The sequence below is a fragment of the Vagococcus sp. QWL-13 genome (assembly GCF_058683555.1).
In genome coordinates this window covers 166,026-182,755 of record NZ_CM178746.1, presented here as the reverse complement: position 1 = coordinate 182,755, position 16,730 = coordinate 166,026, and the positions used below count along the sequence as shown (strand labels likewise).

Genomic DNA, 16,730 nt, shown 5'->3' with positions numbered 1-16,730 from the left:
AAAAATTACGCCTTGCCGCTGCTGCCGAAGTCCTTCATCCGCGTGCTGACTTCTTCTTCCACGTATTCCAACGTCCAATCCAACAAATCATTCAAGAACGGCTTACCGCCAGCTTTGATCATTTCATTCATCCGGTCATTAATCTTGATACTGGTTTTATAGGCCATATCTGAGTAGTAGTTAATTTTGCTGACGCCGCGTTTCACCGCATTTTTGTATTCATGGACAGCCAAGCCAGATCCGCCATGCATCACTAGGGGAACCGGCGTACTAGCTGCGATGGCTTCCAATCGCTCGAAATCTAAATTCGGTTCGGCTAGTGGAATCCCGTGTACGGTGCCAAAGGAAATGGCCAAAATATCGGTATCGGTTGCTTCCACAAAGTCCTTAGCCATGGTAGGATCGGTAAAGATTTGGTCGGGATCAATCACCTCATCCGTCTTTTCAGTTGAGGTGTCTGAATTCAGCATGGCTCCTAATTCTGATTCCACCGAAATATTTAACGCGTGAGCCACCTTGACGATTTCCTTAGTCACTTCGATATTTTCTTCGATTGGTAATGCAGCACCATCGATCATCACTGAAGTAAAGCCAAGATGCATCGCTTTGACAATGTAGTCATAGGTGTTTCCGTGGTCTAAATGAACCGCAACTGGAACCGAAGCACGCTGGGCTTCTCGTACCATGATTGGTGCAATAACTTCTAAAGGAACAAACTCTTCGTGAACTTCGGCAAATTGAATGATTACTGGTGAATTCTCTTTTTCCGCTGCAGCAATAATGCCCCGCACCATATCCAAATTGACAATATTGAAGGCTCCTACGGCATATTTTTCTGCTCTGGCCTTCTGCAGCATTTCGGTTGTGTTTACTAAAGTCATAACTCATCTCTCCCATTTCGTTTTTTTTTGAAAACGTTTGATTGTTTGCTTACTTATAGTTTAATCGACTTTAGCAAAAATAAAATAGCTGGCGCAAAAGATGAGCAACGCTCAAAAGGTCGGATCATATTTTCCTGTTTTAGCATCCAGATTGCCGGTTTTAATCATGAAAAAAGGAAGAGTAGCGCTTAGCACTCTCTTCCTTCAACGTAACTAAATAATCAATCCTAGGCTGCCTAAAAGCAGTGAGAAGATCGTGACTAAAATAGCTGCCATGAAATAGTTTCTGTTTTTGCGCAAATATTTCCAAACTAGCAATACAACTACTAACGGCAGTATACCTGGCAAAATGCTGTCGAAAATACCTTGCAGCTCAGTAATTTGACCTCCAACATTCCATTGAATTGGAGTAGTCACGGTTACATAAGTCGCTGCCAAGCCGCCCATCATGAATAACCCTAGGACACTTGCGGCAGTAATAACAATATTGATCACGCCTGATTTCAGCATATCTTCTGCGAAGGAATAACCAAACTTGTAGCAGCGATCTGTTAAGATAAAACCAATCGCAAAACAGATAATCGTGAAGCAGACAACAGGCCCAATCCCTCCCATAGCACTGCCTGCTTGAGCAACTGGCAAAAACAAACCGATCAACAGGTACATCAAGGTAGACCAGGTAATTGTGTCGCCAATTCCTGATAAAGGGCCCATCAAACTGGTTTTGATGTTGATAATTACTTCACCAGGCATTGAATCGTAATCTTTTGATTTTGCTTCTTCCATCGCTAATGTGATCCCTAAAATCGAGCCACCGCCAAAATGGGCCTCACTGTTGAAGAAGTTCATGTTACGTTCCATTGCTTCCTTGTAACGGAAATCATTGGCTTTTTCCGGATAAAATTTGTTCAATGCCGGAATAACCGCTTTACAGAAAGCAGGTGCCATCATTCGAACAAAGCTATGCCCCACTTCACTCCAAACCCACCAGTTGGTCCAAGCACCTAGAATATCTTTGCGGGACAACATCCGATCTTCCACCAATGGAATGACCGATTCCTCTTCGTCTTCTTCGTCTTCTTCATCATCATCTTTATTAGCTGCCTGTACATCATTTTTAGTGCAAGTGATGTACAACCAAGTAATGAAAACACCCATCAATAGCAAAGGCATCGTCGCAATTCCTGTGTACTGTACTAGAAAGAAGCCAACAAAAAAGAAGATCAAAAACTTAGGTTTGGCAATCAGATTAGCAATAATCGCAAACCCAACCGCTGGCAGACATGCACCCATTGCTGACAAGCCATTGGTTAACCATTGTGGAATATCGTTCATGATACCAGCTAAAGCGCCGCTGCCAAAGTAAACGGTTATCGATACTAGAAGCGCTACCAGCATCACCCGAACAAACATTGGAATATAAATTCCCCAAATACTTACGCCTCCACCATCACCATTTTTGGCAGATACATCTGCCCGTTCAGCGAAAATTCCGTTAATTAGGTACACCAGATTGGTCAACTGTGACCCTAACAGACCTACAGGAACGGCCAAAGCAACTGCTGCATTGGTGTCCAGTCCAGAGGCCAAGGCAATTGGAATTGCCACGTAAGAAGCTAAACACGGATCTGTAGGCTGGTTCCCCCCAGCTGCTACGGTCCCCAAATAAATCAACTGTATAGATGCCCCGATAATCATCGCATTGGCCATATCACCCATAATAAGACCGACAAAAACGGCATTAAAGATTACCGTATTGATATTGAATCCGCCGATTGAATAAAAGATACAGGACTTCCAAATACCACAAGTCAACCCTAATAGGATTGCTTGAGCTAATGTTATATTCATCTCATTTCTCCTTTAATTTCACACCGTATTTTTCAATTTTTCCTTTCCATTGCTCCTTTAATTCCTTATCAGGAACTTGATACTGTTCCTGATCGAAGCCGATTCGCTTCGCTTTACCGACTCCTAACTGATGATAAGGCATCAGCTCAATTCCCATTAACTTGGGATAGGTTTTGTACATTTCAGCAATTCCTCGCAAATGCTCCTGCGAATCATTGATTCCAGGAATCAAAGGACAGCGTAAAAGAATCTCCGCCCCCTGATCATAGAGGTAAGATAAATTTTCTAAAATTCCCTGATCCGAAGCACCAACGATTTGTTTGTGTGTGGCTTCATCACTGGCTTTGTAGTCCCATAAAAACAAATCGATATAAGGCATAATTTTTTTGAAATTCTCCAGTGATGAAAAACCGCTTGTTTCCAAAACCGTTGAGATGCCTTGTTCTTTAGCTGCTTTGGCCAATTCTGTCGCAAAAGCAGCCTGCATCATCGGCTCACCACCTGAAATAGTCAATCCTCCACCCGAGGATTGGAAGTAATGGCTGTCCTTCATTACTTCCGTTAGTATCTCGTCTGGACTCATCAACCTGCCCACCGTACGCAAAGCATTGGAGGGGCAGGTTTTGACAAGTGCTTCTTTTTCCTGATCGCTGAGGCGCTTTGCCTTTTTCATGTCTTTAAAAATGAACCCACAGGCGCCACAATTGGTACAATCTTTTGCAAAATACTCTAAATCCATACTGCATGATAAGCCTTCAGGATTGTGACACCACAAACAGCGCAGCGGGCATCCTTTTAGAAAAACCGTACTCCTGATCCCTGGCCCATCGTGGATCGAAAAATGCTGAATACCAAAGACTAATCCTTTTTCCATAGCTATTCTCCGTAAATCGTTCGTGCGAGGATTTCTTTTTGCAGTGTTCGATCCAAATTCACAAAGTACTCGCAATACCCGCCTACCCGAACGATTAAATCTTTGTGTTTTTCAGGGTGAACCATCGCATCTTCCAAATCTTCTGCATTGGTAGTATACAGCTGAATTTGCGGGCCGCCCTGTTCGATATAAGTTTTCAAAAGCTGCTTAATCGCTTCACGGCCAGCTTCCTCTTTGAAGAAAGAAGGGTTGACCTTAAAGCTTAAGGCAAAAGCTCCGCTGATTTTCTCAGCGTCTAAGGCTAAAACAGAATTCAACAGACGAGTGGGCCCATTTACATCCTTGCCTTGACTTGGTCCCATGCTGTCGCTGAAGGGTTCCCCTTTACGGCGACCATTAGGAGTGGCATTGGCAATTTCCCCATGGTAAATATGGAAGAAATAACCGAACAAGGTAGAAACAAATACATCATTTAGGCCGTCCCGTTGATTGAGCGAAGAAACTTGATCAGTAAAATGATTCAAGACATCGTTAGCAATACTATCGACTTCTTGCTGATCATTACCGTAATGCTGCCCGCATTCGGACAACAGTCGTTGCTCATGCTCAAACCCTGCAAAGTCGGCGTTCAGCGCCTCATCTAAGTGATCCAAGGTCATCGCCTTATCTTCGAAAATTACTTTCTTCACTGCATATAACGAATCCGCAGCAGTTCCAATGCCGTAAGCATAAACCGACCATTCCATCGGAAGCTCACTTCCTTCTTGCAGCATGTCTCTACCATTTTCGATACAGCCGTCGATTAACAAGGAAGAATAGGGGTCATAACAGCGGTCTTTCATGGCTGCTCGTTTTTCTACCGCTTCTTCATAATCGGCTTCGATCGCCAGGTCTAATTCTTTTTTGTAAGCCTCGAAGTAATCGTCATAGGTTTCAATCGTGTAAATTCCTGCCTTGTATTTTCGCATGACCTCTTCAATTAAGACTGGAAAGGCGATTGACTCACAAACTCCATAGCTTGGTTGCTTGCCTGGTACTTCCAACTCTACACAACCCATGTTGTAATAATCGTTAGCATCTTCTTGAGAAAAACCAAGATTGATCAGACTTTGAATCCACACCTCGTCACTTAACAGCATTGGCTGACCGGTTCCAGAGGCGGTGGTAAGAATCGACTCATCATACAGCCAATCAGGATTCTTTTTGTTGATTCGTAGGCCAATATTGGGATAAGGCATACAGACATCGGCCGCAACCTGTAGACACATACGCGTCAGATCATTGGCGGCATCATTGCCTTCCCGATCAATTCCTCCCAAAGTCGCACTTTGAACCGTTCGCATGCGCGGCTCGTTTACCTTCAGCCAAACACAGGCCAGCAAGTCCTTCGCAAACTCCTCAGTAATAGTCCCTTCCTCCAAGTCCTTTTTGTAGAAGGGATACAAATATTGGTCAATCCGAGCCAGCGACAAAGCTGAACCACCTTGAATATTTGCAATGATGTGCAACATCCACATTAGCTGGATGGCTTCGTAAAAATTCGAAGCTGGGTTTTCTGAAATATGGAAAAGAATTTGGGCCATTCGTTTTAATTCCTGCGACCGCTCTTCTGATACGGTTGACTCCAGACTCAGATCCTCCACTGTTTTGGCATAACGTTTGATGAAGGTGATGGTGGCTTCAGCCGCAATAAACGCCGCTTGATAGTATTCTTTTTTCTGCGGATCTTCGGTTTCCAGATATAACTTTTGCACTAAATCTCGTGTAGGGCCCATACCAACATTGATAATTCGTTCATAATTCAAGGAAATATGATTGCCGATAAAATACGGCAAGCTGTCAAATAGTTCTTTTGATTCAGCATCGTATTCAATTTTAAAGGACCGTTCCAATTCCCGTCCAATTTCAAACGGCTCGATCTCTTCTGTGCTGTATTTTCCCTTCATTAGCTGGATCAGCTCTTGGAATTCATCATAAGTGATTAATGAATCATGCAAGACTCTGGACATTAACGACCAGCGGCTTTTCTTGCTGCCAAAGCTTTCTTCAAAGCTTTTGACATGATCTTCATCAAAAATAATTTCGCCAGTTGTCTTGTTTTGCTTTTTGTCCTTCAAATACTGGTCAATGATGGTTTCCCCCATTCGGATTTGTTCTTCTTTTGAAGGTAGGTCCTCTACTAAGGGCAGCTGTCCCAGCATCGTTCCGGTTACTAGCTCATATGGATGAACCACCTGCTTCGTTCGCCGCAATACATGCTGAAACGCCTTAGCCCGTCGAAGCTGCGTTGGTTCACCTACGGTTTGTTTAAGTGATTCCCCCACGTATTCAGTGAGTTTTTTAGCTCTGACTCCCTCATTTAGTTCTTGAATGTGTTCCTTTAATTGTTTGATTCGTTGATTCATATAATCCCTCCAAAATAAGATGATGAACTGATTTTTAGTTGCATGTTGCCGATTTAGCCCACTAAAGCTGGGAAGACCTTTCTGACACAATCCAGGGATTCTTTTTTATCCGTTGGTGTCATTTGGAAATATAGATTGACACCTTCTTTTTCCAAGTCACACAGGATTTCCCCTTCTTCTTCTGTCAGTCCTAGTGAGCGATAGACTGCTAGTCTTTCAGCGGTAACAGCCATTTGACCCAAAGAAATCTCGGGGAAAGTTAAGCCTAGGTCTTTACATTTTCGAATCATTTTTACATCTTTAAATAAAACAAACACATTGTATTTACCAAATTTATTTTTGTTCCAAATCTTTACCGCCCGTTCAGCAGAAAGAATACTGATCTTCAATTCTTCGGGTGCAGCAAACTTTAAGACATTTTTTCGCATCGTATCTTTTGCGATTTCATCATCAATCACCACAATTTTTTCAGCGTTAATTGTACTTACCCATTGTGTGAGTACTTGTCCGTGTATCAGCCGATCATCGACTCGGACCATCATTTTTTTTGCCATCTGTTTGATTCATCTCCTTAATGTTTTAATTGCAGGCTTTAGTCTTCATCCTCATCTTCGATAGTCAGAAAAGCCTCAATATCAACTCGAGTGATCCCCGATTTTGCATTTTTTACCACATTTTCAGAAAAATCTTTCCCTTTGATTGCTTCTCGGCTGGCCACTGCATCCAACACCATTGGTAAATTTAATCCGGTAATTAGTTCGAAGGTTTTTCCTTTTTCCTGGGCATAGCGTAGGGCCTGATTACAAGGGGATCCTCCAAAGATATCCACCATCATCACGCTACCTTCTGGAAAGGCTTCATAGGTTTCGACAAACGCTTGACGAAAATCATCAGGATCATCGCCTTCCTCCAGTGAAAAGGCAGCTAAGTTTTCTGCATCCGCGAACATCATTCTGGCAGTTTCTAAAATTCCAACTGCCAGCGGTCCGTGACTCATAATCAAAATTCCAGGAATATTGGGATTCACGTTTGCTGGGGTTGACCGTTTCATACCTTTCTCCTACTCTCTTAATAGTTGTCTGTGCTCACTTGGTCATCTACGCCTAGAACAGTTGGTGTCGAACGATAGCCAATACCCATGCGGTCGATACCCATATCAATCAATTGCAAGAAGTGCTCCCGCGTGCGAATCGCACCACTACCTTTGACCTTAGCTTTACCAGCAACTTGATCCATCATGATCCGAATAATTTGCGGCGTCGCACCATTTCCTTCATGACCAGTTAAGAACCCAGTACTGGTTTTAACGAAGTCCCCCCCTGCAGCAACAACACAATCACAACCTTTTTTGACTTCTTCCACCGTTAATGCATCTGTTTCTAATATAACTTTGACCTCTACCCCATATTTATGACAAACATCCGTCACCGCTTTCAAGTCAGCAGTTACCTCGTCGAACATGCCGCTTTTTATCCAGCCATAATTTGCCACAATATCCAATTCAGAAATAGCGTTTGCATAATCTGTCAAAATGATCTCCGCTTGTGCTACCTTAGATTCAGTTGAGCTTTGACCAAACGGGAAATCACATACCGGACAAACCATCGTATTTGTTCCTTCACACATTTCTGCAGCCAACGATACCGCCCAAGGATTCACACAGACTGTTTTACAGCCGTAGTCAATTCCTTCTTGAATATACTTCTTGGTTTCCTCTAAAGTAAATTCCGGTTTTAATACTGACTGGTCAATATAACTCGCTAACTCCGCTACACTCATGTCTTTTGCTTTTTTCTCTGGTTTCATCTGTTTTCCCTCACTTTTCTTATTTATGAATCAATTTTTCTTTGAAAAATTTGTTCCGTTCCTCTTGCTTTGATACAGGCACATGGATAAATTATTTTTACCATATAAGTCAACCCGTTTTGTAGTTTTGTTCAAAAAAAGAAATTTTCCCCCAATATCAGACCTATTATTTTTTTTACTACAAAAATTAATACACAATCTAAGGCTTATTCAGTCTCATTGAAGGACGGCTGAATAAGCAAAAAACTAGTTTAAAGTTGATTGTACATATTTACTACATTGTCAACGGTAAAACCGTAATGCTGCAGGACAAAATCGCCTGGTGCAGAAGCTCCAAAATGATCAATGCTGATCATTTTCCCATGGTCACCTAAATACTTATGCCAACCAAATGAAGAGGCCGCCTCTACTGCTAACCTTTTCGTAACTACTTTAGGCAGAACGGATTCTTTATACTGATCATCTTGAGCTTCAAACAAATCGAAGCTTGGCAAGGAGACTACCGAGACATCCTTCCCTTGAGCCTTCAGCCTTTTTTGAGCTTCTATTGCCAAATTCACTTCAGATCCAGTCGCAATCAAAATACCCTCAGGAACCGATGACTTGGCCTTCGACAAGAGATATCCACCTTTTGCCACCCCTACTTTGGCCATTTCTTTGCTTCCAGGTAGGACAGGCAGATTTTGACGACTTAAAACCAACAAAGTTGGTTTATCAGTAGTTTTTAAGGCCACCTGCCAAGCAGCTGATGTCTCATTCCCATCGGCGGGGCGAATGACCTGAACATTCGGCATGCTGCGAACACTAGCTAATTGCTCAATCGGTTCATGAGTCGGACCATCTTCTCCCACTGCAACAGAATCATGTGTTAATACATAAATAACAGGCAGATTCTGAAGAGCCGACATGCGAATAGCTGGTCGCAGGTAATCAGTGAAGACGAAGAAAGTCCCTCCGTACACGCGAGTGCCTCCATGCAAATGAATTCCGTTCATGGCAGCGGCCATCGCAAATTCCCGCACCCCAAACCAAATGTTCCGGCCCTCATAGGAGTCTGATTGGAATTCTTTTTCTGGCATCCTACAACAAAACGAATACAATCCACTTGAAAGTTTGCCTTGGGTGCATTTGGGTGCAAAATTGAAATTCGGGTGCAGGTGAACCCTTGGGTGCACCTACGTCGAGAGCTAATTATTTGAAGGAAATAAAAAAAATCCCCACGACCTATGTTCAAAATAGACCGTGGGGAAAATTAATGTCGTGATGGATTTGTCGTCAGTCTTGCAGCCTGTATTTTGGCCAGTGATTTGCCCGAAGATACGGCAAACTGTCTGCTAACACTTCCAGCACAAACTCTTCCATTGTCTGATCCTGTTGGAGGTCATTTCCTACCATGTCTTGAAGGTGAGCGTACTCGTCATCCGTGACTCTGATTGTTATAGTCTTCATTTTGCCTTGCCCTCTGTTCATTAAGATTGATTGCTCACAGCTTAGACGAAACAAGAAGGTCTTGCACTTAAAGCTCCAAATCGGAGCCTTAGACTGCAGTGTTTAGATTTTCTTCACGCCGTCAATCGGAAGCCATGACGCAATGCCGTCCGGCCAGCCGAGGAGGACTTTATCTTTTTCTATCTGCGACACCTTGTGTGTTCTTTCCTTCACCCATCCAGGCACGGTTTCTCCCGTCGCATAGCGGGAAGCCGTCACTTTCACCATGTCTCCGACCTTTAGAGCAGAAGACGCAGCTGCTTTCGGAATCTTGAGTTTTTGTCCGGCATGGATGATGTCGGAGGTCAGCCCGTTAAGTTTTTTGATTTCCGGATATCTTCTTCCGTCGCCTAAGAGCCTTGCAGCAATCCGCCAAAGGCTGTCGCCACTAACTACAGTATAGGTGCTGTATTCAGCGGCAGATTTTTCCGGATAGACAGCATTCCCGCTCTCATCAAATACGAAGTAGCCGCTGTTTTCATCCGCCTTTCTCTTGGCATTGGCAAGCACCTTATAGGCTCCAATCTGGCTCTTCTTATTCTGCCAGGACTTTCGGACTCGATATAAAACACCTTCAGATTTAGGCGGTTTCGGAGTGACCGTACTTCCACCCACCAACCTTTTTACATCCTGACGAAAGGTGTCCATACTCTTTCCGAATTTTGAAAACCAGTGTCTCGGATCCCCGTGATTGGAAGCGATCCCTCTTTTATGACCTTCGTAGTGGCCGATGATGACCCCGTCTTCTAAAGGATTAAGATTATAGAGCCCGCAAAGATAAGCACAAAGCTCCGTCGCTTCCTTGTAGACTTTCTCAAAATACGAGCGGTCGCTAAGCCCATCCTCGCAGATTTCAAAACTCGTATGCGTGTTGTTAGCCGCTCCTCCTGCATGCCAGCCCCTGTGATCCCAGGGAAGCGTCTGGTAAGTAGCAATCGTGCCGTCTTGCAGCTTCCCGATAAAGCCATGTACACAGACCTGTCGATCCATCGGCTGATTCCAGTGATTGTTGTATCTGTTTTTCCCAAGCTTTCCGTCATCCGGACCGACATAGCGCTTCAGATACGGATTATTTGCTCCGGTCGAATGCACCATGATGCCTTTGACCTTAATCTTCCTGCCTGCCTTGTAGCAGGCGTTTTCTGTAAAAATCAGTTTATTTAGATTCACTTTCCTCATCCTCCTTCGATAATGTTTCCAGCACGTTTTTCAGGGCTTTCGGAATGGGAAGCCCCAAGTGTGCCGAATTTTCCAAGATGGAAATGCCTTCATTCGAGAGATAGAAAAAGATGACGGCAGTCCTTATGGCGCCGCCTTCTTTCAAGATGGAGACATCGATGATGTTGCCGATGCCTACCAGCACAAAGATGAGCACCTTCTTGGCGATGCCCTTAAAGCCGACTTCGCTTGAGAGCTTTTTGTCGTAGACGGCACAAAGAACGCCTGTGATATAGTCAGCGACAACAAAGACGATGAGGGCATAGAGAAAGCCGTCAAGCCCTCCCAGATACCAGCCCAGGAAACCTCCTACAGCCGTAAATGCCGTCTGTACGACAGACCAGATTTGTTTCATGTTAAAAATCCTCCTTCCAAATAAAAAATGCCTGCACTATGGCAGACACTTCCTTGTACAAAATGATGTGATTGATGAAAGCTATATTTGCTTTGGCAGCCACTCCCAGAGCCTTAAATCCTCCTGGCCGAGTGACCACATGCACATACCCCTGACTTTCCAGCGATAAGCGGCTTCGTTTGCCCAGTAGATGAGCGAGTCCACATCCTGGTAATAGAGGATGGAAAAGCCGTCGGAATCGCCTAAGAAAAGCCGTGAAATCCAGACATTGATGTCTCTTGGAATGACCTTCACCTGATAGTCGTTTCCGCAGACCAGAGACAGAAGATTCGAATGGAAAAACTCATAATCAAGAGAGATGCTTTCCGTTCTCGTCTCATGTTCCTCGATATCGGAGGTGACGGTAAAAACCTGAAACTCCTCATCCCAGGTGACGCCCGTTCTTGGAATCCTGCCAAAACTCGTCCGGCTTCCATCAGGCAGCACGACATCAAAGCACTCGTAGGGTTCATAGGTGAAGCTGTCTCCCACACGAAAAAGCTGGCAGTGTACTTTGCTGTCTGAGCGTATGCCTGCAAAGCCTGATGTGTTTGTTACCGTTCTTTGAAAACGCAGACTGCTTGACGCTCCGGAATACACCCTGACATTCGTGCCTCTTTTTCTCATTTCAATCGTATAAAGATTTGGGGCATCTCGTATCTTGGCATCAGCTGTCTTTTCAAAGGAGGTCGCATAACTTCCCAGCAAGATATCTCCCTGATAAAGCTCCACCGCCTGTGCTTCGTAGTTCAGGCAGCAGAACAGATCGCCTAAGAAAACACCCGCTCTTCCGGTAAAGCTTTGAGGGAAGATGAGCTGTGCCCGCAGGTGAAGGTCGTGAAAGCCGCCGTAATTTAAGGCAAGCTCTCCGTAGCCTTCCAGCTGTGAGTAAGGACGGTTTTTCCCGAACTCATCCTCCTGCCAGACCTGCCACTCACCGGAAAGGACACTCCAGTAGCTTTCAGGAAGCGGTGGCCGGTCTCTAAAATCCTCATACCAGATGAGGGCGGAGTCCGCTTTCCTCCGAAGCATCTCGAAAGTAAGTTTAAAGCCTTCTCTTGGAGCCACCATCACGCCGTGTATGTCTTTAAACTCTCTCGGAGACAAAAGGTAGCTCGCTTCACTGACGGATGTTTCTTCACTGAAAGAGCTGCAGACCTTAAAGCCGTAAAACTGCACGCCCTTAGCGGCAACCGATACGGTAAGCGTATGTGTTCCGGCAGATAGGGAGACCGCCTTCCATACCCCTTTCCAAAAGGTCGTCCGCCAGTAGGGCCACCAGAGCCTGGGCTCCTCGACAAGAACGCTTGTGCCGTCAAGCGAAAGCCGGACACTGTTTTTATCCCACAGTGGAAAGCCGAGCTTAACGGCCAAATCGTAGCTTCCGGCAGCCGGCACACTAAATTCATAGACGGCTTCTCCGTTATCACCGAGCGTAATCATTCCGTCCGAGATGGAAACAATGCCGGAATAGGAATCAGGCTCTGCATTTCTGTCAACAACGACACCGTCAAAGTTTGTCTTTTGCGTCTTTCCGTAGGAGGTGAGATACCGCCTTCGTTTATAGACTTCACCCATCAAGGGGTAACTGTAATGTTCAGCATCCCGTCCTTCCATGTAGTCATAGACATGCGGAAGGGCAAAGGGTCCCTTGTTATAATCATCCCAGTAAGCAACGATAGGGATTTGAGGAGATGCGGGCACTGTTTCCTTAAATTGATAGTAGCCCGTCATCCAGTTCTTTGCTCCGTAATAGGTATGCGATACGCCCCGGTAGGTGTCGCCTAAGTTTTCCGGCGTGTCATAAATCTGCCAGTTCCAGCCGTAAGCCGGCATGCCGAAATAAATCTTTTCAGGCGGCATCACGGATACGGCATAGTCATAGATACCTTCCAGCCAGTCTCTTGGAGAAACAGGCCCGGAGCAGAACCCGCCCAGGCCATGCCATAGCTCATAATGGATGCCGTATCACAGTAAGGTGCAAGGTCGCCGTAGACACACCAGTTTTCACCGCCGACCGAGCCTTTCACGCTTGTCATACCGGGAAGGCAGATGTTGATGCGTTTTCTTCCGTCATAGCTTTTAACGGCCTGATAGATATTCTGAAACATCGCTGTGGACTTAGCCGCTGTGGAGTAATCTCCTCCGCCTTCCAGGTCAATATCCACACCATCACACCAGGGATACTTTTCCATGATGCGGATAAGCTCGGATAAAAATATATCCTGAGCACCGTTTGTGTTTTCCCGTATGGCTCTGAAGATGGAATTGTAGCCGTCGTTAGCGACAGTTAAAAGCCAGCGAATATGCGGCCATTTCCTTATATAAGGCATCATGTCCGAGATAGTAACTCCCGTTTCATAGATTTCACCTGTCGCCCGTACCTTAAAAGAAAAAAGACCGATCTGATTGATGCGGTCTCCGTACTTTTCCAAGGCTTCATACATTCTGGCATTTCCCATAAAGGTCCAGACCATGATTTCTCTATTTTTTAAGGGGTCAATCAAAACGGCTCACCTCCTTCCTCCATTTGCTGCAAGGTAAAGAGCACTCTCGCGGATTTTCCTTCAGGAAGCTCGATCTTGTGCTTGGAATCCCAAGCGGCACTGTATGAATAAAAGCCTTCTTTTTGAAAGGGCTGCCCATTACTTGTTGTCTTTCTTTCCGATGCGGAAAAGATCAGTTCATCGTCTCTTTGCAAAATCCCGGGGAAAAAGGCTCTTTGTCCGCCTGCCGCTTGCGAGAACGTCACACCTTCCATATCCGATTTGGGGTACAGCTTTATATCAAGACCTGTCGAAGTCTTCCCGAGATTAAAAAGAATCAGGGTTTCCTGTCCTCGGACGATGCCGTTATACCAGACAGGATCCTTAGCCACGCCGCCTTCACTTTCTTTTTGAAGCATGATCTCCGTGTGCGGATAAAAGCCCGTCACCCGGTCTCCTTCCTGAAGCATGAGATCGGTTAGCCAAACAACACCTGCCATGTCGGTTAAAAGCGGCTTTATTGTCACGGACACGACTCGTTTGTCCTGCTTTTTATTTATGGTCTCAGAGAGCCTGTAAAACTTCTTCATAGCATCACCCGTCCAGCGTAAAGCGAATCTCGGAAGGGTGCGGCACCCAGCCGGTCGCAAGAGAGCCGCCCTGAAGGAGGATGTCCGTCACGAAGATTTGTCCGGTGCAGTCTGAAATAAAGATACGCACCGTGACGGATTTTAGCCCTGACATATAGCCCTTAGGCGCAATGCTATCTTTTACTTTTCTAAAATAGGCCATCCGCTCACCCCCCTAATAAAGGTCGATAAATCTCGTCTCAACGCTTCCGTCTTCGTACTCGATTTCCACTTCCACGCCGACCTGAGAAGTATCCGAAAGTTTCTCCAAGTTTTCCGAAGCGATGGCCAGAGACAGGGTATAGCTTTTACGATTGGAAGGATAGACGGTCTGTGCCATAGACTTTGTAAGTCCTGCCGCACCTTCCGCCTTAAAAGCGGCCGTTCCCGTACCGCCCGTCTCGCTCACGGCTTCAAAGCCGGAATTCAGCCAGTAGGCCATCCCGTCATCCGCCCGAGAGTTTTTCAGATGGTTAAAAGGCACCATATCGGAGATGTTGCCGCCGCCAAAAGCTCCTGCCCCTTCCAGGGTATCTGCGATGGTCTCCAGCCTTTCCACGGAAGATCCGAGATTTTTTAAGGTCGTCGACAGTTCCAGCACCGTATTCCAAGGCTCCTGCAGGTTATATTCTCTTCGCACAATCCTTGTCGTAACGGAAATCCCCAGCTCCTTGTCTTCCACAAGGACATAGTCTCCCAGCGACCAGGCTTCATGAGAAAAGCCCGTAAGGACGGATAAGTCCATCGCATGAAGGACATAGGAGATTTTCGGTTTGGCGTATTGCGCCAACCGCATTGCCGTGAACTCCTTCATCTGGTAGGGATTGGTAAAGGAAGAACAGTCAAGTGTGGAGATGCGCACATCATTTGAATAGGCGAAATCTTCCAGATAGGGCTTGCCGCCATTGATATCGGAAAAGGTCATCCCGTCGGCTCCCAGTGCATACAAGCGTGTCACAAGATTTCTCGTATCTATGACCCGCTCAATGCTTTTCATATTCTTTCTGTAGGCAAAAAGAGCGCCTGAATCCCTGCCGCTCACCGTATAGAGATGAACGAGCCTGTTGGACGAGTCAAAGACCAGGTCTCCGCCGTGAAGGCTTGCGACAGCACGAAGGATGGAAAGAGCATTCTTCTCTTGCGATACCCAGGTGCGTTTTGTCTTAACATTGACCGTGCCGACATGCCACTCTGTGCCCTCAAGAGCGTAAGCCATCGCCGTTTCCGCCGTCTCTGCATCAAAGCTTTTTTCTTCTTTGCGGACGCTGAAGGTCAGATCATAAAACTCCGCTTCGGCATAGACTTCCGTCACGGTGTTTCCCGAAGCGTCCTTGATATCGTTGATGGTTCTAACTTTATAAATATCATCAACGATTTGAATTTTCTTCTCGTTTTCTAAATAGCTCCGCTTCTCATCTCTGAAAGGAAGCTTGAAGTGAAGCGTATCTTCGCCGTTGACCTCACTTGTGACAATGATGTCGTAGGCGTTTTCCAGAACCGCTTCCCAAGCACCCTCTTTTGTCAAAAGTACGGGCCTTGCAAAGCCCATCTTTTCATAAGGGGCTTTAGGGATATCGTAGATTCTGATATCAAGAAGCTTTGGCGTTTTCTTTGTATCATTTGTCGTAAGTGTAATGCGAAAGCGGATGTAGTCGGCTGTAGCCTTGATTTTTCCGTCTTCCGGAAGAGCAGTCCATTCACCCCATGTACTGAGGTCGGAGCTTAGGCCAAATTCCACCGCTGAAATATCCGTTACGCCCGCTTCATATTCCTTAGTAATGGCGATCCTTCCTGTACCGGAAAGAGACAGCGGTTTTGCCGTTGTTAAAAGCTCTCCGGTTAAAGGATAGATGCCGTCTGCTTTCTTTAAGAGCACTTTGCCGGTTTCAGTTAATGCATCCACCGATGAAGCGCTGTCACCGCCGCTTGCAAAATAAGAGGAGCGAAAGTACTCTTCCAGATCCTGCATGGTAAGTTCTGAATCTGTATCCAAAAACCAGTCGTCAAAGCCGCCTGCATACCAGTAGCTTCCGGCATGCATGCCCATGATGATATCGGCTGTACATAAGCGGTTCAGTTCACCTGTAAAAGAATAGACTTCCGATACCCAGCACTTGCCATCCGACCTGTCGCCTATGACATACTGTGCCGTTTTGGCATTCGGCCGAATGATACAGGCAATAAAATAAATCCCGCCGTTCTTAAAAGTAAAGGAAGGAGAGGTCGTCCTGTCTAAGATAAGCGAGCCTGCTTCGTTATAGAGCATGACGCGCGGTCTTCCCTGAAAGAAGGAAAGATAAAAGATCGGCTGCCCCGGACCTGATCTGGTATTAAAAAGCGGGCAGTAGGTATTCCCGATAGAGTAAATCGTCGGTTTGATCCAGCCACCGACTAAAATCGTATCGCCGATATTCTGAAAAATGCTGCCGTCATTGGTAAGCTTTAAATAGGACTGTTCCGTTCCCGGATCATGGAGGTTTAACTGGATATAGTTTCCCATCACGCCTGAGCTAATCCCTGCCGTTGTGCCGCTTCGGTTTATGACTTCCATCTTGCGATGATTGCCGGAGGAATCCATAAGAAACCCCAGGTCATCGAAGCTGTCCTCGTTGAAACGCCAAAGACCGGATTTAGCAAGGGCAGCCGGAAACTCGCCCGTAAAATCTTCCTGTGATTGAATCGTTAATTTAAGCGCCAT

General features: G+C 45.6%; 15 protein-coding genes and 1 pseudogene. All 16 read right to left on the bottom strand.

Annotation, left to right across the window (positions count from 1 at the left end):
* Nucleotides 1–5: 5 nt before the first annotated feature.
* Nucleotides 6–881, bottom strand: a complete 876-nt coding sequence (locus AC4PHI_RS00955; protein WP_492200465.1) for a class II fructose-bisphosphate aldolase — start codon at nucleotides 879–881, stop codon at nucleotides 6–8.
* 213 nt (nucleotides 882–1,094) lie between these two features.
* The gene (locus AC4PHI_RS00950; RefSeq protein WP_492200464.1) at nucleotides 1,095–2,732 is read right to left on the bottom strand and encodes a PTS system mannose/fructose/sorbose family transporter subunit IID; all 1,638 of its coding nucleotides are present in this window, start codon (nucleotides 2,730–2,732) and stop codon (nucleotides 1,095–1,097) included.
* Between the two features lies 1 nt (nucleotide 2,733).
* The gene (locus tag AC4PHI_RS00945; protein ID WP_492200463.1) at nucleotides 2,734–3,606 is read right to left on the bottom strand and encodes a glycyl-radical enzyme activating protein; all 873 of its coding nucleotides are present in this window, start codon (nucleotides 3,604–3,606) and stop codon (nucleotides 2,734–2,736) included.
* A gap of 2 nt (nucleotides 3,607–3,608) precedes the next feature.
* Nucleotides 3,609–6,011: a pyruvate formate lyase family protein gene (locus AC4PHI_RS00940; protein ID WP_492200462.1), complete on the bottom strand. Its 2,403-nt coding sequence runs from the start codon at nucleotides 6,009–6,011 to the stop codon at nucleotides 3,609–3,611.
* Nucleotides 6,012–6,064: 53 nt separating this feature from the next.
* Nucleotides 6,065–6,565: a PTS sugar transporter subunit IIB gene (locus AC4PHI_RS00935; RefSeq protein WP_492200461.1), complete on the bottom strand. Its 501-nt coding sequence runs from the start codon at nucleotides 6,563–6,565 to the stop codon at nucleotides 6,065–6,067.
* Between the two features lie 38 nt (nucleotides 6,566–6,603).
* Complete coding sequence (locus AC4PHI_RS00930; RefSeq protein ID WP_492200460.1) at nucleotides 6,604–7,062, bottom strand: PTS sugar transporter subunit IIA; 459 nt, start codon at nucleotides 7,060–7,062, stop codon at nucleotides 6,604–6,606.
* 17 nt (nucleotides 7,063–7,079) lie between these two features.
* On the bottom strand, nucleotides 7,080–7,790 hold the full coding sequence (deoC, locus tag AC4PHI_RS00925) for a deoxyribose-phosphate aldolase (protein ID WP_492200459.1): 711 nt from the start codon (nucleotides 7,788–7,790) through the stop codon (nucleotides 7,080–7,082).
* A 278-nt stretch (nucleotides 7,791–8,068) separates the two neighbouring features.
* Nucleotides 8,069–8,872, bottom strand: a pseudogene (locus tag AC4PHI_RS00920) (transketolase-like TK C-terminal-containing protein); the annotation flags it as partial.
* A gap of 220 nt (nucleotides 8,873–9,092) precedes the next feature.
* Nucleotides 9,093–9,266 carry a hypothetical protein gene (locus AC4PHI_RS00915; protein WP_492200458.1) on the bottom strand — a complete coding sequence of 58 codons (174 nt, stop codon included), beginning with the start codon at nucleotides 9,264–9,266 and terminating at the stop codon, nucleotides 9,093–9,095.
* A gap of 102 nt (nucleotides 9,267–9,368) precedes the next feature.
* Nucleotides 9,369–10,475 carry an N-acetylmuramoyl-L-alanine amidase gene (locus AC4PHI_RS00910; protein ID WP_492200457.1) on the bottom strand — a complete coding sequence of 369 codons (1,107 nt, stop codon included), beginning with the start codon at nucleotides 10,473–10,475 and terminating at the stop codon, nucleotides 9,369–9,371.
* Nucleotides 10,462–10,878, bottom strand: a complete 417-nt coding sequence (locus tag AC4PHI_RS00905) for a phage holin family protein (protein WP_492200456.1) — start codon at nucleotides 10,876–10,878, stop codon at nucleotides 10,462–10,464. Before AC4PHI_RS00905 ends, AC4PHI_RS00910 begins: the two co-directional genes overlap by 14 nt.
* Nucleotides 10,879–10,959: 81 nt before the next feature.
* Complete coding sequence (locus tag AC4PHI_RS00900) at nucleotides 10,960–12,780, bottom strand: glycosyl hydrolase family 18 protein (protein ID WP_492200455.1); 1,821 nt, start codon at nucleotides 12,778–12,780, stop codon at nucleotides 10,960–10,962.
* Nucleotides 12,780–13,424, bottom strand: a complete 645-nt coding sequence (locus AC4PHI_RS00895) for a glycosyl hydrolase family 18 protein (RefSeq protein ID WP_492200454.1) — start codon at nucleotides 13,422–13,424, stop codon at nucleotides 12,780–12,782. Before AC4PHI_RS00895 ends, AC4PHI_RS00900 begins: the two co-directional genes overlap by 1 nt.
* A complete protein-coding gene (locus AC4PHI_RS00890; protein WP_492200453.1) occupies nucleotides 13,421–13,993 on the bottom strand; it encodes a hypothetical protein in 573 nt (190 codons plus the stop codon). Before AC4PHI_RS00890 ends, AC4PHI_RS00895 begins: the two co-directional genes overlap by 4 nt.
* 4 nt (nucleotides 13,994–13,997) lie before the next feature.
* Entirely contained in the window at nucleotides 13,998–14,195 is a 198-nt protein-coding gene (locus AC4PHI_RS00885; protein ID WP_492200452.1) for a hypothetical protein, read from the bottom strand.
* A gap of 12 nt (nucleotides 14,196–14,207) precedes the next feature.
* Nucleotides 14,208–16,730: a phage tail spike protein gene (locus tag AC4PHI_RS00880; RefSeq protein ID WP_492200451.1), complete on the bottom strand. Its 2,523-nt coding sequence runs from the start codon at nucleotides 16,728–16,730 to the stop codon at nucleotides 14,208–14,210.

What these genes read in the sequence shown, in the direction of transcription:
- AC4PHI_RS00900 (WP_492200455.1), bottom strand. Translation starts at nt 12,780, where the DNA reads ATGCCGCCTGAAAAGATTTATTTCGGCATGCCGGCTTACGGCTGGAAC.
- AC4PHI_RS00880 (WP_492200451.1), bottom strand. Translation starts at nt 16,730, where the DNA reads ATGGCGCTTAAATTAACGATTCAATCACAGGAAGATTTTACGGGCGAG.
- AC4PHI_RS00905 (WP_492200456.1), bottom strand. Translation starts at nt 10,878, where the DNA reads ATGAAACAAATCTGGTCTGTCGTACAGACGGCATTTACGGCTGTAGGA.
- AC4PHI_RS00935 (WP_492200461.1), bottom strand. Translation starts at nt 6,565, where the DNA reads ATGGCAAAAAAAATGATGGTCCGAGTCGATGATCGGCTGATACACGGA.
- AC4PHI_RS00940 (WP_492200462.1), bottom strand. Translation starts at nt 6,011, where the DNA reads ATGAATCAACGAATCAAACAATTAAAGGAACACATTCAAGAACTAAAT.
- deoC (WP_492200459.1), bottom strand. Translation starts at nt 7,790, where the DNA reads ATGAGTGTAGCGGAGTTAGCGAGTTATATTGACCAGTCAGTATTAAAA.
- AC4PHI_RS00915 (WP_492200458.1), bottom strand. Translation starts at nt 9,266, where the DNA reads ATGAAGACTATAACAATCAGAGTCACGGATGACGAGTACGCTCACCTT.
- AC4PHI_RS00955 (WP_492200465.1), bottom strand. Translation starts at nt 881, where the DNA reads ATGACTTTAGTAAACACAACCGAAATGCTGCAGAAGGCCAGAGCAGAA.
- AC4PHI_RS00930 (WP_492200460.1), bottom strand. Translation starts at nt 7,062, where the DNA reads ATGAAACGGTCAACCCCAGCAAACGTGAATCCCAATATTCCTGGAATT.
- AC4PHI_RS00950 (WP_492200464.1), bottom strand. Translation starts at nt 2,732, where the DNA reads ATGAATATAACATTAGCTCAAGCAATCCTATTAGGGTTGACTTGTGGT.
- AC4PHI_RS00945 (WP_492200463.1), bottom strand. Translation starts at nt 3,606, where the DNA reads ATGGAAAAAGGATTAGTCTTTGGTATTCAGCATTTTTCGATCCACGAT.
- AC4PHI_RS00885 (WP_492200452.1), bottom strand. Translation starts at nt 14,195, where the DNA reads ATGGCCTATTTTAGAAAAGTAAAAGATAGCATTGCGCCTAAGGGCTAT.
- AC4PHI_RS00890 (WP_492200453.1), bottom strand. Translation starts at nt 13,993, where the DNA reads ATGAAGAAGTTTTACAGGCTCTCTGAGACCATAAATAAAAAGCAGGAC.